Raw genomic sequence first — 24,617 nt, 5'->3', positions numbered from 1 at the left:
ATTATATTTTTATGTGTCTCATTAAAGCATGCTCAAATAATAAACAAACTTTAATAAAATGTGGCACGTTTAAACCGATTATTATTATACAACAATATCATAAATATTACAATTAATACCTTTAATTAACTTTACATATAAAACTATCAAAACATTGAAATACTCAAATAGTATTATACCTAACATATAGCCTATTTTTAAGGGTTTATATTTTTATTCTATATAAATCTTTATTTAAGTTTTTGCGTTTTTTATTTATTTCTATAAAAATCATATCTCATTGTTTTTTTTAGATATTTTAATATTATGCCAGATGAATTATTTAGAGAAAACTTAAGAAAAGTAGCTGTGTCAGCATTTTTCTTTACACTTTCATCACTGTCAATAGCTATGGTTTTATCCATCATTTCAGATAATATTTCTACTATTGAAAATGGTCTAGGAATAAGTTTTTCTATAGCAATGATTAGCTTTGTTGCAATTTTTGCATATTTACAATACAAAGAAGGAAAAGGACTAGAATAATGATGTTTCGTTCAAGAACTAAAGAATATAGAGCAAAACATAATATGAAACAGGATGAACTGGCATCATTAGTAGGAGTAAGAAGAGAAACTATAGGAAATCTTGAAAACGGAAAATATAACCCTTCATTAAAATTAGCATTTGACATTGCTAACGTATTCAATGTAAGTATAGAGGAAATTTTTGAATATATAAAAAATTAGCAACTATTCTCTTCTTAAAATTTTTGCTATACTTTTATTAAGTAGATTAAAACTAATATAAGTTGGTGATTATATGAAAAGAAAACTTTCAACACACTTTTGGGGATATATATTTGGTTTATTCATAGTATTTTTAGTAGCTTTTATATTAAAAAAATTAGCGATAGATACTATGATAGGAATAATAATTGGAACTGGAATTGGATTTTTATTAATTTATCTATTTAATAAAAAAAGATGATGATAAGATTTGCAATACTTCAATATTGATGTTTACGAAAACCAATAATTATTTAGTATGACATCCAAGTGCTTACTGATAATTGTAAATAAAAAATGAATTGGATAATAATTCAACCAGTTTTACAATTGTAATATCCAGTTTTACATATACACTTGTAAAATATATTAAAGCGAAGTATTATACATATATATTTTCAAATAAAATAATTTATTTTATTTACTGAATATTTTTATTTTTTAGGGGGATGTATTGTGTTTAAAGACAAAGTTGATGAATGTGTTCATATAATGACTGCATACATTGTTAGTTTGAAAGAATACTATTCATTTATAGAAACTCAGATTGATGATTTTATTAAAAAATATGGAGAAGATATTGTGGAGTCTTGTCTTCATAGAATTATGATTTTATTATGTGAATGTGGTTTGGCATAAAATTTAAATTATCAAAAATAATAAGAAGAATTTTATATAAAATTCTTCTTATCTAAATATTTAATTTAATAAAAATTTTAAATTACGCTTTTTCTTTTATAAATGCTCTTGCTTTATCCATTGTTGACCACACATCACTATCATATATTTGTGTAAATTTTTCTCCTGTGGTCTTACTCATTTCTTTCATCTTGCTACAGGCACCTCCGCCAATAACATACAGATTCTCTGTTTTATATGGCTTATAATCTTTTATATCTATTACTAAATAACTTTCGTCTTTTCTTTTATAATATAATCCTATTATTTCTGCTGAAACTCTATCATCTCCACTATAAACTATTGTATGTTTAATCTTCTTGATATCTTCACTTTTTATATTATTATTTAATATACCTTCTACGATTAGCTTAGCCAAGCCCTCATATCCAAGTTTTTCTGCTTTCTCATAATCCTCTTTATTATCACAAAAAAAACTTTCTATTAATATAGCTGTAGGTTTTGAACTATTTAAAATATACAATCCTTTATCTAATTTAGCTCCCCTATTTTTGAATACCATACCTAATTTATTACATATTCTAGTTGCATATTCTAAGCCTTTATTGCTATAATATAACACTTCTGAGCCTTTTCCTTGACCATCACTTGCATTTAAATGTAACTCTATAAGTAAATCATATTCTCCATCATTAACTCTAGGTATTTTATAAGACTTTTCTTCATTTTTAGAACTAAACTGTTTTTCAGGGCATATTATTACACTTACTGTATGCCCTTTTTTTCTAAATATATCTGCTACTATTGGCGCCAATAACTTGTTATACTGATATTCGTTAACTAATCCATCAGCAGAAGTACATGCCCCATTTTTTAGAATACTATGTCCTACTGTAATACATATTTTCATAACATTTCACTCCCTTAATTAGATTTTATCTCGTGTATATGTCCCATAATAATGAAAATCTAAATGCATATAAATCATTCATCTTCATAAAAAAAAAAATAATCATTATTTTATTTTTTTTATAAAAATATCACAAATATTCTTAATATTCAATGTATAATACATAACTGGCAATCTAAAATGCACAACTAGACAAAAACATATTTATTTTTATGTGATTCTACCATATAATCTTTATTGTCTATTTTTATTTAAAAATTCGTAAAATTATTAATTGATAATACTTTTTTTAACTATAACACTTTTCTCATTTATATAATTTATAAATACTCTGTCTTAATTTTTTTATATTAATATCTCTTCATTACATTTTTTAATATAATTTTAGTTATATCAAAAATATCTTTTTAATCTTAAATATATTCACACATTCTCATAAATTATGTTATAATAAGAACATTGCGATGACAGTTTTAGATTTTTGACAACCGGAGTGTAAAATCACTCCTTTTTCTTTTTTACTAATTATAATAAATATTCAGTTAATATTAATATACTATTATATAAAGTAAATATAAAAAATAAACTTTGTTATATGTACATTTTGCATTAACGCAAAAATGAATTTCATATATATTTCTCACAATAGGAGTGCTATAGCACTCTTTTTTGTTTTTTATAATTATGTAAAACATTCAGATACCATGTAATAAATCTTCATTTTTCAATCCTATATAAGAATCAATTATTAGATAAATAATATCTTTTTTATCTTAATATTATCTAAATCAACACAAGATAAATCCAATATATCTTTTTAACATAAAAATCTTTTTCTTTAATATCATTTATCAAAATAGTAAGTATTCGCCTAAAAAGATTCTAATCAATTTTAATATCCTAAATTATTTTACAAGACCAAATTAAACTGATTTAAGAATAACTTAATTAAATTTGTAAACATTGTACCAATATAGAAAGTATAGAAATCTATATTATTACTAGATTGTTGACAGACTTAAAAAAAAAAGATACAATAACATTATAAATTAAATTAACACTGTTAAGTTAAAGAGGTGATTATATGGGTATCAAAGAAAGACGTAAAAATGAAAAAATAGAAATGAAAAAAAAAATTATGGATGCTGCCATTGAAATTATCAACCAGGAGGGATATGAAAGTTTATCAATTAGAAAGATTGCTACAAAAATAGAATATTCTCCAACCACTATTTATCTTTATTACAAAGATAAGGCACAGATTATTAGTGATATGGCTAATGAACTTTATAATAAAATAGAAAATAATTCTATTGCTATTATTGATAAATACTCATCATTTTCAGTAGATAAACAAATCAGAGAAATTATGCTTACTTTTATCAAAATTCTTTCTAGCAATCCAGAAATGACAAAAGCCATAATGTATAGTGGAATGAATATTATATTTGCATCTCAAAGTACTGCTAGTACCCCTACTAATAATGGTATAGAGGTGTTTGATGAACTTATTGCTACTGGAATTAAGCAAAAAATATTTAAACCAAATATAGATAATGCTTCTTGGATGCTTATAAGTGCATTATTAGGCTTTGTTTTATGTGCTGTTGAAAATCAATTGTATTCTTTACATAACTTCCCACAATTTATAGACAATTTCATGGATATTTTACTTGGAGGAATTTACAATGAGCATTCACAGCAAAAATCTTAATAAGAAAAATAAATTTTTAAGAATTCTAAAAGTATTAACAGTTTTATTTTTTATATTTATATGTATTATTATTGTAGCTGTAGTTAATTTGAAACCAGAAAAATTAGTAGTACAAAATATAAATCCTACTAAAATAAAAAATGGTACTTATCTTGGAAGTGCTGATAATGGTTTAGTAAAAGCTACTGTATCTGTCGAAGTTAACAATGGAGTAATAAAAGATATTGATATATTGAAACATGACACTCTTTTAGGCAAGCCAGCTGAAAAGATTGTAAATAATATTATTAAGCAACAGTCTTTAGAAGTAGATGCTATAACTTCTGCAACTTACAGCAGTGATACTATACGAAAAGCTATAGAAAATGCGTTACAAAAAGGAGAGTAAAATATGAATACTATTATTATATATTCAAGTAAATATGGTTGTACCGCAGACTGTGCAAATATATTAAAAAGTAGACTATCAAATAATGTTACTATTGTTGATATTAAGGATAAAAACAGTAAAATTGAATTATCAAAATTTGATACCATTATTATTGGAAGTTCAATATATGTGGGTTCAGTTTCAAAAGAAATTCGTACATTCTGTAATGATAATATAGAGTTGTTAAACCAAAAGAAAGTTGGAATCTTTCTTTGTTGCGCATTCTCTGAGCAAACGGATAAATATCTGTCAAGCAATTTCCCATCATCATTATTAAAGAGTGCAAAATCAATAAGTGTATTTGGTGGTGAAGCTAGATTAGAGAAAATGAAATTTTTTGACAAATTGATTATGAAATCAGTTACAAAAAATGATTACAATAGTTTGAAAATATCACAGGATAATATAGATAATTTTTTAAGAAATTTTAATGACTAAAATAAGCTATACTCTTCGTTGATAAATCCATCTACCCCTGCTTTGTTTCAAAGAGTTCAAAAGTCATAGAACGTTTTGCCATATATTTTTGTACATTTCGTTACATAACTTTCCCTTATATAACTTTTGATATAAAATATAATAAAGTACATAATATGTTTTCACATTTAAACTTGAACATTATAAAATAAAAACTATTATATTTACTACATTGGAGATGATATTTATGGGAAAAGTTAAAATCAGACTGGCAAAGGAAACAGATGCTGAAGAAATATTAGCAATATATACACCATATATCACTAATACAGCAATTACTTTTGAATACGATGTACCAAATATTAGTGATTTTAAAAATAGAATAAAAACAATTTGTTCAAAATATCCATATCTAGTATGTTTAATTGACGAAAAAATTGTTGGATATGCTTATGCTCATGAACATAATGAAAGAACTGCTTATCAATGGAATGCTGGATTATCAATTTATGTTGACGAAAAGTTTGTCAGTTGTAAAATAGGCATAGCTCTTTATAATTCAATAATAGATATATTAAAATTACAAAATATTCAAAACTTATATGTTAGCATTACATCACCTAATATTAAAAGCGAAAGACTTCATCAACACTTTGGTTTCAAACTATGTGGAATTTATCATAATACAGGATACAAATTTGGTAGTTGGCATGATGTTATGTTATTTGAAAAATACATAGGTACTCATCCTATAAAACCAAACTACATAAAAACAATTAAACAAATTGATACAAAAGAAATCGCTACTATTTTAGAAAAAAGCAGTCTTCTTGTTAAATTACTTTAAAACACAAACTTTAAATAAACTAAAATAAAAATAAGAAAGTAACTTTAAAATAAGTATTTTAAAGTTACTTTCTTATTTTTTATTAAATTTTATAATAATAGTCATATTAACGTAAATACTATAAAAAGAGTTTAACTTTATTTATTTAGTAAAATCAAATCAAAATAGAAAAAATGGAAGGAGAATAATTGATGATAAAACTAATTGGTATATTAATAGTTGTGATTGGATTTATACTTAAAATTGATACATTATTTACTGTATTATTAGCAGGAATAGCAACAGGACTTGTAGCAGGATTAGATTTTAATCAAATCTTTACAATACTAGGAGATTCTTTTGTCTCAAATAGAGGTGTGTCATTGTTTATACTAACACTACCCGTAATTGGTGTTTTAGAAAGATATGGATTAAAACAAAGAGCAGTTTCTCTAATAGAAAAATTACAAAGACTCACAACAGGAAAAGTACTGAGTATATATATGTTTGCTAGACAAATAGCTGGAGCATTATCAATAAGAATGAGTGGACATCCTCAATTTGTAAGACCACTTGTTAATCCTATGGCACAAGCTGCTGGATTAAGCAACAGTGATGAATTAAAAGAATCAGACGAAGAAGCCATAAAAGCATTATCTGCTGCATCAGAAAACTATGGTAACTTCTATGGTCAAAACTTGTTTGCAGGTAGTAGTGGAGTTTTACTTATAGCATCTACTCTTACTCAATTTGGATATAATGTAACTGGAATTGAGATTGTAAAAGCTAATATCATTATGGCCGTAATAGCATTTATAGCTGCCACAATCCAATTTACTCTATATGATAAAAAATTAAATAAAAGTCATAAGAGATAGATTTATTTAGGAGGTATAAAAATGCAAAATTTTATAAACATATCGTTGGAAATTTTTTATGCATTAATGGGGCTTTTAATGATTGTCATAGCATACAGGTCTTTTACTACAATAGACAATAATAAAAAATATGGTACATCATTATTTTGGATACTAATATCACTACCATTTATATTTGGAAGATTAATTCCAGCTAATATAATAGGAATCATACTAATATTGTCTAGTTTATTAACACTTACTAAACAAGTCGTATTTGCAAGATACGAAGAACCAAATGAAAATTTTGGGAAAGAACAGGCAGACAAACTTAAAAATAAAATATTCATACCATCATTAATATTAGCTTTTGCAGCAGTAATTGTAGCTATGAGTCTTTCTAATTTTGATAACTCTTCACAGTTTGCAATAGGTGTAGGTTCAATAATCGCATTAATATCTGCTCTTATAATAACCAAATCAAAATCATCTACCTCAGTTCACGATGGTTCAAGATTACTTCAACAAATGGGACCAGCTAGTATGCTACCACAACTTTTAGTTGCATTAGGTGCTTTGTTTACTCAAGCTGGAGTTGGCGAAGTTATCTCAGGTATGATATCAGGAGTAGTTCCTACTGACAATAGATTATTTGGTGTTATAGCTTATGTATTAGGTATGGTTATATTTACTATGATAATGGGAAACGCATTTGCTGCATTTTCAGTCATAACAGCAGGAATTGGAATTCCTTTTGTATTGTCTCAAGGTGGAAATCCTGCTATAATTGGAGCATTAGCATTAACAGCAGGGTATTGTGGAACTCTACTTACTCCAATGGCTGCTAATTTTAATATAGTTCCAGCAGCTTTACTTGAATGTAAAAATGATTATGTTGTTATAAAGTATCAAGCACCAGTTGCTTTAATATTAATTGTAGCACACATATTAGTAATGTATTTTTTAGGATTTTAATATGAATAGGAGGTAAAATAATGAAAGTTTTATTAACAGGATTTGACCCATTTGGTGGAGAACCAATAAATCCAGCTCAAGAAGCTGTTGAAATGGTCAAAGATAATATAAAGGGCTCAGAAATTATAAAAATAACTATACCAACAGTTATGACAAAATCTGTTGAAGCAATAGATAAAGCTATTCAAAAACACAACCCTGATATAGTAATATCAGTCGGACAAGCAGGAGGTAGATTTGATATTACACCTGAGAGAGTTGCTATAAATGTAGATGATTTTAGAATAAAAGATAATGAAGGAAATCAGGTTATAGACACTGTTATAAAGGAAGATGGTCAACCTGCATATTTTTCAAAATTACCTGTAAAAGCCATGGTAAAACATATGAATGAAAATAAAATTCCAGCTAGTGTCTCAAATACTGCAGGTACATTTGTTTGTAATCATGTAATGTATGGAATTCTCTACATGATAGATAAAAAATATCCTAATATAAGAGGAGGCTTCATACACATACCATATGTGACTTCACAAATAATAGATAAAAAGAATACACCATTTATGTCTTTAGAAGAAATAGTTAAAGGTTTGGAATTAGCCATAGAAGCTTGTATAATCCACAAAGATGATATAAAAGAAATTGGTGGTGAAATTTCATAATAAATATCTAAAATAAACTTTTTAAATTATAAATGAAAATATATATTTTTTTAAATATAGACTGTAAGTATATTTGTTTAAATTCAAACTTACCTACAGTCTTTTTATAATATGTACAATCTTCAAATATAAAATTAAATTCTATTCTGTTCTCCCCACTCACACATTGCATCTAAAATCTTAATCAGAGACTTCCCTCTCTTTGATAAACTGTATTCTACTTTAGGTGGTATTTGAGGATATTCAGTACGAATAATCAAATCATCTGCTTCCAATTCCTTTAATGATAAGCTCAGAGTCTTATAAGAAATAGTCTTTATATAACGTTTTAGTTCATTATATCTAACAACTTTAAATTCAGCAAGGCAATAAAGAATTACCATCTTGTATTTTCCATTAATCAGTGAAAGTGTATAACTAAACCCTGTTTCACTTAAATCTGCCTGTGAGATACAATCCATACCCATGTGCTACACTCTCCTTTAGGTTAGTATTGAACAAAAATGTGCGTACTTGTCTTTTAACTAATTTATAATAAAATTATAGTGTAAGAACAATTAAAAGTCAATTTGCTATAATACATATAAATCTTGCTTAAATGCTAGTACTTTAGCATATTGTCAAATTTTTAATTCAATTACTCTTCAATTCAAGTTATAAAAAACTTATAACAAATGTACTTTCATATCACTGATAAATTTAATAATAGGAGGTGTTTTAAATGGGCAAAAAAATTATTGTTTTAAATGGAAGTCCAAGAACAAATGGAAATACATCTGTACTTATAGATTCATTTGTGTCAGGTGCTGAAGAATCTGAAAATACAGTTAAAAGTTTTAATCTTCAACAAATGAATATACACCCTTGTATGGGCTGTTTCGGTGGTGGCAAAGATACTGAAAGTCCATGCGTTCAAAAAGATGATATGGATAAAATCTATCCATACTATAAAGAAGCAGACATCGTTGTACTTGCGTCTCCACTCTATTACTGGAGTATCAGTGGACAACTTAAGTGCGCATTTGACCGTTTATTTGCTGTAGCAGAAATTGACCCCAACTACAACAATCCCAAAAAAGACTGTATTTTGCTAATGGTAGCAGAAGGACATGATTTTGATGAAACTATACAGTATTATAACGGATTAATCAAACATTTAGGATGGGAAAATTTAGGCGAGGTCTTAGCTGGTGGTGTCATGCAAATTGGAGATATTCATGGAAAACCTATTTTAGAAAAAGCAAAGACCCTTGGAATGTCTATTAAATAAAGTTTACTGGAGGAATTTCTAATGAAAGTTTTATTAATAAATGGTAGCCCAAACCAATACGGATGTACTTATACAGCATTAAATGAAGTTGCTAAAACATTAAATAAGCATGATATTGAAACCGAAATATTGTATTTAGATAAAAAGCCAATACCAGGTTGTATCGCTTGCTCATCCTGCTTTCAAACTGGCAAATGTACTTGGAATGATAAGGTCAATGAGTTAGCGAAAGAACTAGATAATATTGATGGCATTATTGTTGGTTCTCCTGTATATTTTTCTGGTGCAAGTGGACAACTAACTTCATTTCTTGACCGCTTATTTTTTTCAGCTGGAAGTAAAATGGCAAAGAAACTTGGTGCATCAGTTGTATCATGTCGACGTGGTGGAGCAACTGCAACATTTGACCAACTAAATAAATATTTCTCAATTAGTAATATGCCTATTGTATCATCACAATACTGGAATCAGGTGCATGGTTTTACACCAGAGGAAGTTATGAAAGATAAAGAGGGATTACAAACTATGAGAACTTTAGGTGAAAACATGGCATGGCTCCTTAAGTGTATTTCAGCTGGGCAAAAAACAGGAGTCAAAGACCCTCAATATGAAGAAAAAGTTATGACTAACTTTATACAATAAATAATTGAGTTTTATTAATTGTTAATTTAAGATTAAAGTCATGCTTACTAAATAGAATAGCTCATATAAAACAGTGTAATAGCTAGCTAGTGGTTTTGATTTTATTTATATCAAAACCACTAGTTTATTATTTCATCTGTTTAAAACGATTAATTTCTGACATGCTCAGCTATACCTTTCCATTTTCTTTTATAAAAATAGACTACCCCAATAATCGCTGGAAATATGTGCTTGTTTAGTCTCTCCAAGTCCCCTAAGAATAGAACAAATTGAATTGTATCCAAATACAAACACAGTACTTCCTACTACTTGACCAACAACAATCATGTCTACAATATTATAAAATGATTGCAATAAATTTATGAAAAATAATGGTATACTAAGTTTTACTAACTTTGTAAACACATTACCAGTAGTTAAATCTTCTTCTATTCTTTTCATGATATAAATTTTCCTCTCTTTTTATAATTAAAATAAAAAAAGCAGTAAGTATTGTACTTTAATACAACCCTCCTGCTCTTACGCTTTAAATAATTTATATTGTTTTAATACTTAATAATAAATGACAATATAAAAGGGCTATATACAAACATCGTATATAACCCTCAAAATAAACACTCTTATTCAATATTAGACAGCTTAAATAAGTATAGATGACTATACTAAAAATTTGATTTTGATTGTGTGCAAATAGAGATAATATTTTTAATTGCTTTTTATCTATATACATAATAAAACTTAAATCTTATATCAATATAATTCTAACCTTAAATAAAACTTAAATTATTTAAATTATGTGTTTAGTTTTATTCGCTACTTATTTTTATTGTAATTTTTTAGTTTACATTTTTTATAATAAACTTGCTATACTTTTATTAATAAGATTAAATCTAAAATAAGTTGGTGATTGTATGAAAAGTATAAATATTTATACCAAATTAAAAATAATCTTCTTAACATCTATGGCTATGTTTGTTATTGGAGCAGCATTTATCTTTTTTATAGAAAATTATATAATATCAATTATTTTTGTACTTGTTGGTATTTTTATTGATTGGAAATTTTATCGTTGCCCAAATTGTAATCATTATTTAAATTCAAGAATGGAACTTGTAAAGGATATCACTTATTGCCCATATTGTGGAAAAATTATCAAATAGTGATTTAAATTGCATTTTATATTTAATAAAGAAATTTTATTATTGATAATCAGGATATTACATATAAATAATTAAGGTTTAACCGAATTTAATTGCATTTGTTTTATTTATTTTTATAAAAGAATATATATATGCTATAGGTATAGTCTTATCTTTTTTGTTGTATCTTAAAATTTTTTAGCATAATAAAAAAGATATAAAGAACTATCTACAAGTTCTTTATATCTTTTAAATATCTATAAGTAAATCAATTAATTTTTACATCCTCTTCAAAATATCTCTTTTAAAGTTCTTACTAACAGTAACAGTAAATTTTATTTTTTATCTTATTGTTGATTTTAATATTCCAACATCTCACTTTATTTATTCTTACATTCATTTTAATAATATATCACTGAATACTTTTTTATGTTTATTCTCTACTTTAAATTTAATTAATTCGAATATATAAGCCTTTAAGTCAATGCACCCATGTAAACCTTATCAGTTTATTGTTGTAGTTTATTCTTCAAAAAATAAATATAATTTTATAATATTTTTTAATCTAAAACAAGCATGTTGAATAATAAATCATATTCTAGTATTATTAACTTGTAGAATAAAAACTAAATTGGTAAAACTAGAAAAATTTAGTAATAAAAGTTATAGTGATAAGTACTAAAAAATTCTTTGTAAGTTATGTTAGCAAGTTAGCACATATATAATTTTTTTATTTTTACTAAAGTTTTTAGGGGGATGGATAATATGTTTATTGGAGAAATAGACAGATGTACACATATATTAACTGCTTATATCAGTAGTTCATATGATTATTGTAATTTTATAGATACACAATTAGATGATTTTATATCAGAATATGGAGAAACTGTAGTTGAATCTTGTTTATATCAAGTTTTATTGTTAGTAAGTAGATATAATTAAAATTAAGTTTCATTTTCTAGAAAAACCTTTTTAGATTTTCTACCTTAAATAACTATATAATTTTTTATACTTTGTAAGTAACTATAACTTCTTTTAAAGTAAAGATGTATTGGGAGTACATCTTTACTTTTTCATTATACAATTAAAAAGTGTATACTATAAAACAAAACAACTAATACAAATTACACCTTTTATATTCTCTTGAAACACATGAATCATTCTATACACAGATTCTACAATCTCATCAAATATGAATCTAAGTTTTTACTACTTCAAATTTTATCTATCTATAACGCAAATCATATTTATAAAATATCCCCCTATTACACTTAAATCATATATAAAGTAACATCAATATTTAGAATATTCAATATCAATTGCGTAACTGGTCAATAAAAACGTATAACTAGACAAATTTCCATATTTATATAAAAAATTCAAGAAAAACAATCATTTTATTTATATATTTTTTATTTTTTTATTTTCATCCCATTTACAACATTTCCTCTAAAATAGGAATTAATGACAATCCCTTTTTTGAAAGTGAATATATAATAATTTTCCACTTCCCTCCAATAATTGAAAGAGTATATCCAAATGGTGTAGAAGTTATATTAGTTAAATCAGATATATTGTAGTTTTTCATACTCATTTAATCACCATTATGTAATAAAACTACTATCCTAAACGTTAGTACCTTACTTAAAAGTAAGTACTTGTTTAAATATAAAATAGTACATATACTTATATAAATAAAAGTTAAAAAATATGAGGAGATGACTTTCATGAAAAAATGTAAAATAGAAGTGATAAAAACAACATTCCACAAAAACTTAGCAGATGAGTATGGATGTAAAGGTATTGGGAAATGTCCTATGCATGAAGTAGGGGAAGTATTTTTTGGAGATTTTGCTAAACCTGAAAAATTATGTGATGAAGCATGGAAAGCAATGTATCAATATGTATTTGCTTTATCTCATGGTAGTGAAAAATTTTACTATGGAGATTGGATAGATAAAGAAGGAGTGGCTATATGCTCCTGTAATGATGGAATTCGTCCTGTCATTTTTAAAATTGAGAGAACTGATGAAGAATCTAAAATGAAATATAAACCTATAAGATAGATAATATTTACAATATTGTATGTTTTAATGCATTACATAGAACACTCACAATTATTTACTTAATCAATAAATTCCTTATAACCTTAATGCTACAATAAATGAAGAACAAATATTTCAGCAGACAGTAGAATGGTTCTCTGTAAAATTTACTACTGCTTCTATTGTTATTATAGAACCCTATCCAAGCAGACCATAATACATTGTTACTATTTTGGGTTGAATATATAATCAATACTCTCTTTAGATAACAGCTCAGTTTTATGTTAATTGATGACATTTTTTTCTTTAATGTCAATTATATGTCTGGTCTTAAATACTACTAAATAACTGTATTTCACTACTATTTACTATTATTTAATAGTATTTATAACTCAGATTTGATATAATACATATGGTAAAATTTTAATCAATAAAGCCTATATATTACTTATATATTAAAGTTAACAAATTTAAAACTAAGGAGAGCTATATGTTAAAAGCAATAAAAGGAAATATAATTTTTACAAAGACCTCAGATACTTTTACAGTATTTGAAAATAGCTACATTATACTAAACAAGGGCAAAGTAAAAGGTGTCTTTAAAGATATCCCTAAAGAATATAAAAATTTAGAAATCATAGACTACACTGATAAACTTATAATACCTGGTATGAACGACCTTCATTGTCATGCACCCCAATTTAGAAATTTAGGCATGGCTATGGATAAAGAACTTATACCATGGCTTGAAACTTATACATTCCCAGAAGAATCAAAGTATATAGATATAGAATATGCTACAAAGATGTATAAAAAATTTGTAAAAGAAGTCTGGAAAGCAGGTACTACTAGAATAGCTGTATTTGCAACAGTACATAAAAAAGCTTCTATGAAACTTATGGATATTTTTAAAGAAGTTGGTCTTGGAGCATATGTTGGTAAAGTAAATATGAACATGAATTGTCCTGACACTCTACTAGAAAATACGGAGGATTCTATCAACGATACAGAAGAAATAATAAGCAAATACAATGACATAAATTCTATTGTAAAACCAATTATAACGCCTAGATTTATACCTAGTTGTACAAGTAAACTTTTAAAAGAATTAGGCGATTTATGTTTAAAATATAATGTTCCTATACAATCACATTTATCTGAAAATCATGATGAAATTGAATGGGTTAAAAGTTTAGAACCTGAATCTAAATTTTATGGAGATGCCTATAATAGATACAATTTATTTGGTCAAACCCCTACATTAATGGCTCATTGTATTCACTGCTCTCAAGAAGAAATAGATTTAATGAAAGAAAATGAGGTTATGGCTGTTCATTGTCCTGCTTCTAATTTTAATGTTGGTAGTGGAGCTATGCCTATTAGAAAATTACTTGATAATAATATTAAACTAGCCCTTGGTTCTGATATAAGTGGTGGCCATACACTATCAATATTTAAGGCAATAGTATCTGCAATACAGTTATCAAAATTATACTGGGTAAATTCTAATAAGAAATGCAATTTTCTATCTTTATCTGAAGCCTTTTATATTGCAACTAAAGGTGGAGGAAGTTTTTTTGGAAATGTTGGTAGTTTTGAAGAAGACTACGATTTTGATGCATTAATTATTGATGATTCAGATTTAAATCATGACAATTATTCTATACCTGAAAGACTTGAAAGATTTATATATGTTGGTGATGACAGAAATATCATTCATAGATATGTATGTGGAAAATTAATTGAAGAACCTAATATAGAATTATAATAAAAATTTTGATTATATAGAATTTGTTTAATTTATATAACTATAACTAGTAAAAGAGTATATTTTGAACCTAAAAAACTATAGGTTAAAATATACTCTTTTTCTTTAATCTATTTATAACTTTAGTAATTATATCATATTTCCCTTAATATAATCCCCTATTCACATCTTAGATTATCTATATACATCCAAATATTAAAAAAATAATTATGATTTTATAGAACTAATCAATTTTTTCTTTGTAAGCATTTTTAAACTTTATTTTTACTTTTGTTGTATGCTTTACATACACTAACTATTAAGAGTATACCTATAACTCCAAGTGATATTCTACTGATTACAAATCCCTGTGGAATATTAAATGCAAGATTCCCCATCATATCTGCAACTTTACTCTCCAGTATAGAGTTTACTAGACTCTTACCAGATATAATAGATAGTGCACCAGAATTTGTTATAAGAAATATTATTGGAATAAAAATATATAGTAAATTTCCATTTATATTACCAATAAACATACCCATCCCTAATACAAATAATACAGATGGTATTAAAATAAGAAATATAGGCTGTACAAACTGACCAAAGTTATTGAATTGAAATACTCTATTGTAAAAAATAAAACTTATCGCAATTACAATTGCAACTGTTAGAAGATATCCAACTGCTATTGTAATACTTTTTAAGCAAAAATATGTTGTAGGCTTTATCTTAGTTGTCATAGTAATTGTCCTTACTGCTTCTTCTTTTTTTGAAAATATATATGTACAAAACATAAGAACTATAACTAGTAAAAATGGATTTACATCAAGTAAAAAACTTGAATAGCTCCACTCTGAAAATGGTGCTGTATCATTTAAACCATAGATTGTTTTTGTCTTAAGAACATTGTAGGAGAACCATCCTGTTATTAATAGTAAAACTAAATACACCTTAGAAAATAATAGTCTCTTCATTTCATATTTCATTATTTTTAAATTATTCAAGATTCAATTCCTCCCCTGTAAGATTACAAGCTTTTAAGAAATCATCATATTTTAATATATTGTACTTGTATTTATCATATAAACTTTTGAGAATAGTTTCAAATTTATCTTGACCTAAAATCTCTTCCACCTTTAAAAGTTGTAGTGGCATTTTGTTGTAAAGAAGTCTCATAGAATTAGGTGATAAAATATTGAATACATAGTTCTCAGGTAACTTTTCTAGATATTGTGGATTATTCATATAGAAATTCCTATTAAGTTTATCATTTTCTTTTTTCCAATTATCTATAGTTTTTTTACTATACTCTTTTCCATATTCATACTCCATAAACTTATTAGTCGCATAATTTGTTATACCTTCTGCTGACCAAGGTGATACCATTGGATCAACTTGTACTATAATTCCCCACCATTGATGACATATTTCATGTGCCAAAACTTCAGCCCCATTACTACCTTCTCCTATACTATTTTCAAATACACCTGGGTTGAAAATACTTTCATCCATATAACTTATATTCTCATATGCTTTTCCTCCAGTCCCAATGCTTGATGTAGCTCCTCCTTCTACTAACTTAAGTGGAATAACTTTATAACGCTCTAATTCTCCATATTGCTTCATATAAAAAGCAATAGAATCTTTTATAATTTTCTCTGCATTCATTTTGTTTATCTTGTCTTCATTCTTTCTATTATAATAAAACTGTACCTTAATCCCACCTGCTTGTATATCTTTTTTTACATAGTCCGCAGCTATTATAGTTAATTTAGTTCCTTGTGTATTGAATTTCCATGTACATTCATTATTCTTTTTATCAACTTTTAGCTTTTCTGTACTTATTCCACTTATTACAGGTGTTATACCTGTAGGTAAAGTGATGTTACCGTGAATCATTGATTCCATTGTATTCATAACATCAATTTTAGGTTCTGGGTATATTGAGCTACCAACTATCTTAATATTCTCTTCACTTATTATATATCCTGAAAGAATTTCTTCTAGCAATTGATTATTTATTAATTTACCTCCATACTCAATTTCAATTTTAAGATTTTTTTCTTTAGTTGTATCTAAACTAATTCGTCCTTCTGGTTGCTTCTTTTTAGAGATATCAAATTTAGCTTTTTTACCATTTATCTTGATATCTTTAACATTGTATCCAGGATTTAAATCAAATTTCAATTTTTGTTCTTTACCACTATTATTTTCCATAGTATATTCTATTTTCCCATCCAAGCTTGCCTTCTTAGGATTTATTTTTATATCAAGATTTGAATCAATTAATTTTATATCCTTATTTAACTTTTCATCCTCTTTAGTAGCCATAACTACACCTGAACCAGATTTCTTATCTACTACATTCTCCATTTTAGTTGGAGGACTATCATCATAATACGGTTCTAATGCATATATACTATAAGAACTAGCAATTAACACTACAGTTAAAATTGATATTGATACTTTCTTCATATTAAACATCATAGATGAAAAGATATTTTTTTCATATTTTCTTGTGCATATTACACCCATTAAATAAGTTGATATTGACACGAAACTCCAAAGCAGTCTATTCCAATATAAAGCTCTTAATTGCAAGGCATTTCCAAAACTAGAAGAGTAAATAGTTACCTTTGTCTGTACCCAATCAATAAGATAACTATCTTTTACATTTATAGATAAAAATATTAGTATAAGTAACATAATTATACTTAAATCAATGCGTCTTGTTATAGAGTAAAATCCAGCTGAAAGTAAAATACCAAATAATATAGCTGGTAACATTAAAACTAAGTAATTTATCAGATAAATATTTAAACTAAAATCCTCACCCATCTTAATGATAGAGTATGGTAGACAGATAATCATTGAAATTATTACAGATACTATGGCTGATACAAGAATAGAAATTACCTTAGCTAGATTTAAACTTTTGGCATCCATGATAGTTTCTATAATCCCATTAGTTTTGTTTCTGTAGACATTATCCATCTCATATATTGTAAACATCGAAAATAAGACTGTGCCTATTAAAGCCCCTAGTTTTGCTGGATTAAGTAAAACAGGTACACTCAAACTAAGCTCTTGTCCTAAATTACTTTGTAGTAATAATTCAGGCATTTCATACATTATTATTGATAAACCTGGTATCAATGCTATTACTAATATGAAAGTCCATGTAATCTTTGAACTAAAAAGCCTCTTTATCTCATCTTTGATAAATTTAATTGATTGCATTACTTTATCTCCTCCTCAGATATTAAAAACATATATGCATCCTCTAGGGATGGTTCTACAGATATTGCAAAATCTGGAAGTTTATGACTTACAATACGATATGAAGTTCCTGTTGTGGTAAGAATACTTGATGTAACTTTAAATTTGCTTTTTCCATTTTTATGTATTTCTCCATTTTTATCTTCATAAATACCAACATGTCCTTGTGCTTTTTTAATTAACTCTTCTGAGCTTCCATCAAACAGTACATTTCCTTTATTTATCACGATTAGTCTATTACATACTGACTGAACATCCTCTATAATATGTGTCGACAATATTACAATTTTATCTCTTGAATTTTTTGAAAATAAGTTACGGAAGTTTATTCTCTCCTCAGGGTCTAATCCAACTGTAGGTTCATCCAGTATTAATAGTCCTGGATTTCCCATTATTGCTTGGGCTATACCTACTCTCTGTTTTTGTCCCCCTGACAGGGTTTTAATTTTTGAGTTTCTTTTTTCTAATAAATTGGTCTGATTAATAACTTCTTCTATTATCTTTTTTGTGTTTTTATTAATACCTTTTAAAACTGACATATATTCGAGGAATTGATACACTGTCAATTCATCATATAATCCAAATTCTTGTGGTAAATATCCTAATTTACTTTTTAACTCTGTCTCACACTGTTGAAGAGGTTTCCCATTTACTAAAATCTGACCTGAAGTTTGTAATATTCTTGAAGTTAGTAGCTTCATTAAAGTGCTTTTTCCTGCTCCATTTGGACCCAATAAGCCTATAAAATTTGGACTTTCAAGACTCATATTTATATTTTTTAGTGCTTCCTTCCCTGCTTTATAAGTCATATTTAAATTTTTAACATCGATTTTCATATTTCACTCACCTTTCATATTTTTAGTTTCTTATTACATTTTTTATTATATAAATGAAGTATGTAGTTAATATGTTCTTACCTTGTTTTTTATATGGCACCTAAATACTTTTTAAATACATGTTTATACTCAAAATAACCCTATACTAAAATTTAACTTTAAAATTTTAGTATAGGGTTATTTTATTTATAAAATATTTACTGCAATGTATTTTTTAATGCGATAGGAAATATAGCTGTAAATTTTACACCCACTGATGTATTTTCAATTTTATATTTAACCTTGTGCATATCAAATATAATTTTAATAATATACAATCCTAAACCACTTCCGCCAGATTGTCTACTTCGTGACTTATCTACACGATAAAAAGGATTAAAAATATTTTCTATCTCAGATTCTTCTATAAATGTATTTGAATTCTCAACCTCAAAAACTCCACATTCATTATTCTTATACAATTTTATATTTACCAAAGCACCGTTTTTTGAGTGCTTAATTGAATTGTTAATAATATTAGAAATAGCTTTTTTCATCAATTTTATATCTACAAAAGAGTATAAATTTTTTTCTATATCACTAAGAATATCTATATTCTTATTTTCTGCTAATATTAAGTAATTTTGTATTGATTTTTGTATTAATGAACTCATATTGATTTCTACTGTATTTAATTTAAATCCAGATGACTCCATACGAGAAATATCAAGAATTTCACGTACCATTTCTTCCATGCTTTCCATTACCTTAAGTGAATGTCTTAAATAAGTATCTCTATCCTTATACATGCCAATATTATATATCATGCCTTCAAGTTGACCTTTTATAATCGTAATTGGCGTTTTTAGCTCATGAGATACCGCTGCAAAAAAAGCTCTTCTACTTATTTCGTTCTTTCTTTCCTTTTCAATATCTTCTTGAAGCTTTGAATTTGCATGTTCAAGATTATTAAGTGTAATTGATAAATTATGTGCAAGTTCATTTAAACTTAAAGCAAGAGAACCTATTTCATCGTGACTTTCTACATCACATCTAACATCTAAATTCATCTGTGCAATTTTTTTTGAGGTGTTACTTATCTTGACAACAGGTTTTGTAATTACTCTGGAATAAATAAATGCAGTAACTAGTGATATTATCAAAATCATTATTGCGACTACTGGTATCAATTTTAATAAAATTATAGAAGCTTCATCAACTACCATCAATTTTGGTACAACAGAGAGAATATATTTATCTGAACTATCTTTAAATGTAATCTCAGTGGATATAGCACTTACATAGCTACTTCCCGAAATTTGATTATTATTTAAGTACTTATATAAAAAATTATCTTCATTGAATATAGCTTTTTGCTTCTTATTTGATATAATATTTTCATCACCTAATTTACCATACTTTATATTAGATGGTATTTCTACTAATTTTCCATTTTTCACTAAATCAATAGACACATTATTTTCAATTATAAAATCATAAAATTTAGGTGCTGAATCCTCATATTTAGTATTCTCAATAACTTTAACAAATTCATCAAGATTTTTTTTGATATCATCGGTTAGGTATGATTTATATGTTTTGGGCATTGACATCATGATAAATATATAAATTAGCGTACAGGACAAAATAAGTATCAAGGTTGTACTTAAAAAAACTTTTCTATTTAGACTTTTCTTAATCCAATACATCAATCCTATATCCTACCCCTCTTATTGTTTCTATGTAATCCACATCAAGTTTTTTTCTAAGATTTTTTATATGTGTATCTACAACCCTTTCATCTCCTAAAAAATCATACTTCCACAGACTATTTATTAAATTTTCTCTAGTAAGTACACGACCCTTGTGTTCTATTAATTCTTTTAGAACTTCAAATTCTCTAGCAGTCAATTCAATCTTTTTACCATTAACAAAAACTTTATATCCTTCAACATCAATATTGATATCTCTATATAATAAAAATTCCCTATCTTCATGATTTTCTTCTTTGTCACCGATTCTTCTTAATACTGCCTCTACTCTTTTTAGAAGAACAATTGTAGAAAAGGGCTTTGTAATATAATCATCCACTTTTAATTCAAATCCTTTTACTTGGTCTGTTTCTTCATCCAATGCTGTAAGTATAATAATTGGAATATTAGATTCATTTCTTATCATTTCACAAACTACAAAACCGTCTATCTTTGGCATCAAAATATCCAATAAAATCAAATCAAATTGTTGTCTTTTAAACTTCTCAATCCCATCAAGACCATCATTTGCTGTTATAATGATATAACCTGCATTTTCTAAAAATGTTTTTATTATATTTTGGATATCTATATCGTCTTCTATGACCAATATTCTCTTTGACAAGTTTATCCCCTCTTTCTATAACTATAAACTTTAGGTTGTATATTTATATATATTTAGATTATACATTATCTTTATGTTTTTAATGTGTAGCATAAGGCAATTCTCATAAACTCCTCTCCTATTATATATTGGTAAAATTGTCAGTTCAATATAATATTTCTATGAAATTTTTACCATTTATTATTTTAAAAATATTTCCTTATTTTATTTTTATTAATTTTTTTTAGAAATACTAAATTTTATTTGTAAATATATAGTAATTTTTACATTATTCTTATATAATATATATGAATAAATAATTTTGGAGGACTTGTCTAATGAGTGAATTTAAAAATGTTAATGCAGTGAAAAAAGCAAACGTTTATTTTGATGGTAAGGTAAGTAGTAGAGTACTAATATTTCCTAATGGCGAAAGAAAAACTTTAGGATTGATGTTACCTGGAGAGTACACTTTTTCTACTAGAGAAGAAGAAATAATGGAAATGCTTGCTGGAAGCATGGATGTAAAACTGCCTGGAAGCAATGAGTTTGTAACATATACAGAAGGTCAAAAATTTAATGTTCCTTCTGATTCAAGCTTTGATTTAAAAGTAACTGAAGTTGTTGACTATTGCTGTTCATACATAGCTGATTAATAAATATACATGATATTCTTATATAAAATTTAATGTAAATAAAAAAAGAACAACTCTATTTAATATTAAGTTGCTCTTTTTTATATTATTCAAGTCAGTTTAAATCTGGAGCTATTGTGTCTAGTATCTCATCTAATACAAATAACATAACTTTTATCATAATTGGCATTAATACCGCTAATACCATAGTTATAAGGATTAGCTCTTTACTTAGAGCTACAAAGGAGAATAGTCCACCTAAAAATAGAATACCAATAACAAATGATATAGTCATGCTTACAATTAAAAATAATCTTTCTTTATTAAATGGCAAGCATTGCTGTCTTAATATCAAAAGACCACATATACCAGTTAATATAGCACACATTGTAGAAAATACACTTGAACTATAACCTAAATATTCGACTATATTGTAAACAATAATTACATTTAATGTTACACATAGTGCTCCTGGTAAAGCATTTTTTAATATATTAAGCAAGAAATTTCCTGAAATTCTACTTCTATTTGCCTCAAGAGCTAAAAAGAATGATGGTATACCTACTGTTACAGCTCCAATCAAGGATAATTGAATTGGTACAAATGGATATTGTCTACTAAAGAAAAATAATGTTAATAATGACAAGAAGAATGAAAATATTGTCTTTACTAAAAACAAAGAAGATGCTCTTTGAATATTATTGATTACCTTTCTTCCTTCCATAACAACCTTTGGCATGGATGCAAAGTTTGAATCTAATAAAACTAAATTAGAAACATTTTTGGTAGCATCACTTCCAGATGCCATAGCAATACTACAGTCAGCTTCTTTAAGTGCTAACACATCATTTACACCATCTCCTGTCATTGCTACTGTACGATTTTGTTGTTTTAATGCTATAATCATTTGTTTCTTTTGTTGTGGGCTTACTCTTCCAAAAACACTATATTTATCAACAGCATCATATATGTCTTTATCATTTTTAAATGTTGTTGCATCAATAAATCTATTAGCTGTTTTAAGACCTGCTTTTCTTGCTACTTCACTTACTGTTATAGGATTATCTCCAGATATAATTTTTATATCTACACCTTCATTATAAAAAAATTCTAAAGTTTCCTTGGCCTCATCCCTAATTTTATCTAATATCAGTATAAAAGCAAGCGGTTTTATATCTTCAGGTATATTATGCTCTTCCATATAAGAGTTACTATGAGCTAAAGCTATTACTCTATTTCCTGCTTTAGAATATTTTTCAATCTCTATTTTTAAGTCTTTATATCTATCTTTAAAAATAAACTCAAAAGCTCCTATTAAGTATGTACCTTCATTTTCAAAAACAACACCACTGTATTTTCTTGCTGATGAGAATGGAATTAAATTTTTTACTTTATATGTATCTGAAATATCATATTTATCTCTTATAGCATTTAATGTTGCATTGTCATCTTTAAGAGAATTACACAAATTTCCCATTATCTCGTTTATATCAACTTTTTCAAGCATTACTACATCATCAACTTGCATTTTACCCTCTGTAATTGTACCTGTTTTATCAAGACATAATGTGTCAACTCTAGCAAGAGTCTCTACACAATATAATTCTTGAACTAAAGTCTTGTGACTTGCAAGCTTTATTGTCCCAACAGCTAAAGCAATACTTGTAAGTAGCGTTAATCCTTCTGGTATCATTCCATTTACAGCTGCCACAGTACCTACTACAGATGTTGCTATAGAATCTCCATTTCCAAAATGTTGTTTTACAAACAATATAATTCCTAAAGGAATAATTATTACACCAACAACTTTTAATATTGCATTTAATGAATTTCTAAGTTGAGAATTGTGTTTCTTGGAAATTTTAGCATCATTAGCTATCTTATTTGCATAGTTATCTTTTCCTATGTTTTCAACTTTTACAAATGCCTCTCCAGAAACTACAAAACTACCAGAATATAAAAAATCGCCTTTGTTTTTTACAATAATATCAGATTCTCCTGTGATTAGAGATTCATTTATCTCTAACTTTCCTTCTAAAACTTTTGAATCTGCACAGATTTGATTTCCTGTTTTTAAAATCATAATATCATCTAGCACTAATTCCTGAACATCAATCTCTCTTTTCTCTTTTTCCCTTATAACAGATACTTTGCTTGATACTATAACAGATAGATTGTCCAACAATCTTTTTGCTCTTATTTCTTGAATAACACCAATAATAGTATTAATTACAGCAATAAATATAAATAAGGTATTTTTAAAAGAGCCAACTGAAACTAGCAAACAAACTAAAACAATATTTATAAGATTAAAAAGTGTAAATATATTATCTTTAAAAATTTGCTTGTATGTTTTAGTTTTTCCATTGTCAAATACATTAATTAAATTATCATCTATTCTACTTTGAAGTTGTTCACTGTTTAATCCAACATTTATATCACAATTATATCTTTTTAGGTTAACTTTATCCATATTATACTCCTTTCAAC

28 protein-coding genes are annotated in these 24,617 nt (G+C 26.5%); 18 read left to right on the top strand and 10 right to left on the bottom strand.

From position 1 onward, the window contains the following. Positions 1-279 precede the first annotated feature (279 nt). The 4 genes from KGF46_RS09510 (at position 280) to KGF46_RS09495 (ending at position 1,406) form a co-directional block, all read left to right on the top strand. Complete coding sequence (locus tag KGF46_RS09510; RefSeq protein WP_227828556.1) at positions 280-525, top strand: DUF3796 domain-containing protein; 246 nt, start codon at positions 280-282, stop codon at positions 523-525. 2 nt (positions 526-527) lie between these two features. Further along, the gene (locus KGF46_RS09505; protein ID WP_227828555.1) at positions 528-728 is read left to right on the top strand and encodes a helix-turn-helix transcriptional regulator; all 201 of its coding nucleotides are present in this window, start codon (positions 528-530) and stop codon (positions 726-728) included. A 73-nt stretch (positions 729-801) separates the two neighbouring features. Beyond that, positions 802-969 carry a succinate dehydrogenase gene (locus KGF46_RS09500; protein WP_227828399.1) on the top strand — a complete coding sequence of 56 codons (168 nt, stop codon included), beginning with the start codon at positions 802-804 and terminating at the stop codon, positions 967-969. A gap of 254 nt (positions 970-1,223) precedes the next feature. Beyond that, on the top strand, positions 1,224-1,406 hold the full coding sequence (locus KGF46_RS09495; protein ID WP_227828398.1) for a hypothetical protein: 183 nt from the start codon (positions 1,224-1,226) through the stop codon (positions 1,404-1,406). Positions 1,407-1,488: 82 nt separating this feature from the next. Here KGF46_RS09495 and KGF46_RS09490 read toward each other — a convergent pair whose 3' ends face one another. Further along, entirely contained in the window at positions 1,489-2,316 is an 828-nt protein-coding gene (locus tag KGF46_RS09490) for an N-acetylmuramoyl-L-alanine amidase (RefSeq protein WP_227828397.1), read from the bottom strand. Between the two features lie 1,084 nt (positions 2,317-3,400). On the opposite strand from KGF46_RS09490, the gene KGF46_RS09485 reads away from it, so the two are divergent. From KGF46_RS09485 to pcp, 7 genes are all read left to right on the top strand, one after another. Beyond that, the gene (locus KGF46_RS09485) at positions 3,401-4,030 is read left to right on the top strand and encodes a TetR/AcrR family transcriptional regulator (protein ID WP_227841783.1); all 630 of its coding nucleotides are present in this window, start codon (positions 3,401-3,403) and stop codon (positions 4,028-4,030) included. Beyond that, entirely contained in the window at positions 4,005-4,418 is a 414-nt protein-coding gene (locus tag KGF46_RS09480) for an FMN-binding protein (RefSeq protein WP_227841784.1), read from the top strand. Before KGF46_RS09485 ends, KGF46_RS09480 begins: the two co-directional genes overlap by 26 nt. Before the next feature lie 3 nt (positions 4,419-4,421). Further along, a complete protein-coding gene (locus KGF46_RS09475; RefSeq protein ID WP_227841785.1) occupies positions 4,422-4,898 on the top strand; it encodes a flavodoxin domain-containing protein in 477 nt (158 codons plus the stop codon). A gap of 226 nt (positions 4,899-5,124) precedes the next feature. Further along, on the top strand, positions 5,125-5,724 hold the full coding sequence (locus KGF46_RS09470; RefSeq protein WP_227829693.1) for a GNAT family N-acetyltransferase: 600 nt from the start codon (positions 5,125-5,127) through the stop codon (positions 5,722-5,724). Between the two features lie 191 nt (positions 5,725-5,915). Continuing rightward, entirely contained in the window at positions 5,916-6,581 is a 666-nt protein-coding gene (locus KGF46_RS09465) for a DUF969 domain-containing protein (RefSeq protein ID WP_227829694.1), read from the top strand. A gap of 21 nt (positions 6,582-6,602) precedes the next feature. Next, the gene (locus KGF46_RS09460) at positions 6,603-7,535 is read left to right on the top strand and encodes a DUF979 domain-containing protein (RefSeq protein WP_227829695.1); all 933 of its coding nucleotides are present in this window, start codon (positions 6,603-6,605) and stop codon (positions 7,533-7,535) included. A 20-nt stretch (positions 7,536-7,555) separates the two neighbouring features. Next, a complete protein-coding gene (gene pcp / locus KGF46_RS09455; protein WP_227841786.1) occupies positions 7,556-8,197 on the top strand; it encodes a pyroglutamyl-peptidase I in 642 nt (213 codons plus the stop codon). Between the two features lie 134 nt (positions 8,198-8,331). Here the strand turns inward: pcp and KGF46_RS09450 are convergent, their stop codons facing one another. After that, positions 8,332-8,664: a winged helix-turn-helix transcriptional regulator gene (locus tag KGF46_RS09450; RefSeq protein ID WP_227829697.1), complete on the bottom strand. Its 333-nt coding sequence runs from the start codon at positions 8,662-8,664 to the stop codon at positions 8,332-8,334. Between the two features lie 254 nt (positions 8,665-8,918). Between KGF46_RS09450 and KGF46_RS09445 the strand changes: the two genes are divergently transcribed. Beyond that, entirely contained in the window at positions 8,919-9,467 is a 549-nt protein-coding gene (locus tag KGF46_RS09445) for a flavodoxin family protein (protein ID WP_227829698.1), read from the top strand. Positions 9,468-9,488: 21 nt separating this feature from the next. Continuing rightward, positions 9,489-10,109, top strand: a complete 621-nt coding sequence (locus tag KGF46_RS09440) for a flavodoxin family protein (RefSeq protein ID WP_227829699.1) — start codon at positions 9,489-9,491, stop codon at positions 10,107-10,109. 189 nt (positions 10,110-10,298) lie between these two features. Here the strand turns inward: KGF46_RS09440 and KGF46_RS09435 are convergent, their stop codons facing one another. After that, positions 10,299-10,550, bottom strand: coding sequence for a hypothetical protein (locus tag KGF46_RS09435; protein ID WP_227841787.1), 252 nt, complete (start codon positions 10,548-10,550; stop codon positions 10,299-10,301). Between the two features lie 470 nt (positions 10,551-11,020). Here KGF46_RS09435 and KGF46_RS09430 point away from each other — a divergent pair, with 470 nt between their 5' ends. Both KGF46_RS09430 and KGF46_RS09425 read left to right on the top strand, forming a co-directional pair. Next, positions 11,021-11,269, top strand: a complete 249-nt coding sequence (locus tag KGF46_RS09430) for a hypothetical protein (RefSeq protein ID WP_227829701.1) — start codon at positions 11,021-11,023, stop codon at positions 11,267-11,269. A 744-nt stretch (positions 11,270-12,013) separates the two neighbouring features. Then, on the top strand, positions 12,014-12,190 hold the full coding sequence (locus tag KGF46_RS09425) for a hypothetical protein (RefSeq protein ID WP_227433148.1): 177 nt from the start codon (positions 12,014-12,016) through the stop codon (positions 12,188-12,190). A 493-nt stretch (positions 12,191-12,683) separates the two neighbouring features. Here KGF46_RS09425 and KGF46_RS09420 read toward each other — a convergent pair whose 3' ends face one another. Next, on the bottom strand, positions 12,684-12,836 hold the full coding sequence (locus KGF46_RS09420; protein ID WP_227861459.1) for a hypothetical protein: 153 nt from the start codon (positions 12,834-12,836) through the stop codon (positions 12,684-12,686). 139 nt (positions 12,837-12,975) lie between these two features. Between KGF46_RS09420 and KGF46_RS09415 the strand changes: the two genes are divergently transcribed. Both KGF46_RS09415 and KGF46_RS09410 read left to right on the top strand, forming a co-directional pair. Further along, on the top strand, positions 12,976-13,314 hold the full coding sequence (locus KGF46_RS09415; RefSeq protein ID WP_227841788.1) for a TIGR04076 family protein: 339 nt from the start codon (positions 12,976-12,978) through the stop codon (positions 13,312-13,314). Between the two features lie 469 nt (positions 13,315-13,783). Continuing rightward, positions 13,784-15,061, top strand: a complete 1,278-nt coding sequence (locus KGF46_RS09410; protein WP_227829704.1) for an amidohydrolase family protein — start codon at positions 13,784-13,786, stop codon at positions 15,059-15,061. A gap of 251 nt (positions 15,062-15,312) precedes the next feature. On the opposite strand, the gene KGF46_RS09405 is transcribed toward KGF46_RS09410, so the two are convergent. The 5 genes from KGF46_RS09405 to KGF46_RS09385 all read right to left on the bottom strand — a co-directional run bounded on the left by KGF46_RS09405 (position 15,313) and on the right by KGF46_RS09385 (position 21,513). Then, positions 15,313-16,047, bottom strand: a complete 735-nt coding sequence (locus KGF46_RS09405; protein ID WP_227829705.1) for a hypothetical protein — start codon at positions 16,045-16,047, stop codon at positions 15,313-15,315. After that, a complete protein-coding gene (locus tag KGF46_RS09400) occupies positions 16,040-18,283 on the bottom strand; it encodes a M1 family aminopeptidase (protein WP_227861948.1) in 2,244 nt (747 codons plus the stop codon). Before KGF46_RS09400 ends, KGF46_RS09405 begins: the two co-directional genes overlap by 8 nt. Further along, the gene (locus KGF46_RS09395) at positions 18,283-19,158 is read right to left on the bottom strand and encodes an ATP-binding cassette domain-containing protein (RefSeq protein ID WP_227861947.1); all 876 of its coding nucleotides are present in this window, start codon (positions 19,156-19,158) and stop codon (positions 18,283-18,285) included. The genes KGF46_RS09400 and KGF46_RS09395 overlap by 1 nt, the downstream gene beginning before the upstream one ends. Before the next feature lie 197 nt (positions 19,159-19,355). Beyond that, entirely contained in the window at positions 19,356-20,744 is a 1,389-nt protein-coding gene (locus KGF46_RS09390; RefSeq protein WP_227854697.1) for a sensor histidine kinase, read from the bottom strand. A gap of 88 nt (positions 20,745-20,832) precedes the next feature. Then, the gene (locus KGF46_RS09385) at positions 20,833-21,513 is read right to left on the bottom strand and encodes a response regulator transcription factor (protein WP_227829709.1); all 681 of its coding nucleotides are present in this window, start codon (positions 21,511-21,513) and stop codon (positions 20,833-20,835) included. A 317-nt stretch (positions 21,514-21,830) separates the two neighbouring features. Between KGF46_RS09385 and KGF46_RS09380 the strand changes: the two genes are divergently transcribed. Continuing rightward, positions 21,831-22,148, top strand: coding sequence for a pyrimidine/purine nucleoside phosphorylase (locus KGF46_RS09380; RefSeq protein WP_227829710.1), 318 nt, complete (start codon positions 21,831-21,833; stop codon positions 22,146-22,148). 94 nt (positions 22,149-22,242) lie between these two features. Here KGF46_RS09380 and KGF46_RS09375 read toward each other — a convergent pair whose 3' ends face one another. After that, complete coding sequence (locus KGF46_RS09375; RefSeq protein ID WP_227829711.1) at positions 22,243-24,600, bottom strand: HAD-IC family P-type ATPase; 2,358 nt, start codon at positions 24,598-24,600, stop codon at positions 22,243-22,245. Positions 24,601-24,617 lie beyond the last annotated feature (17 nt).

This window comes from Clostridioides sp. ZZV14-6153 (genome assembly GCF_020657855.1).
GTDB lineage: Bacteria > Bacillota > Clostridia > Peptostreptococcales > Peptostreptococcaceae > Clostridioides.
This window is presented reverse-complemented; position numbering and strand designations above follow the sequence as displayed.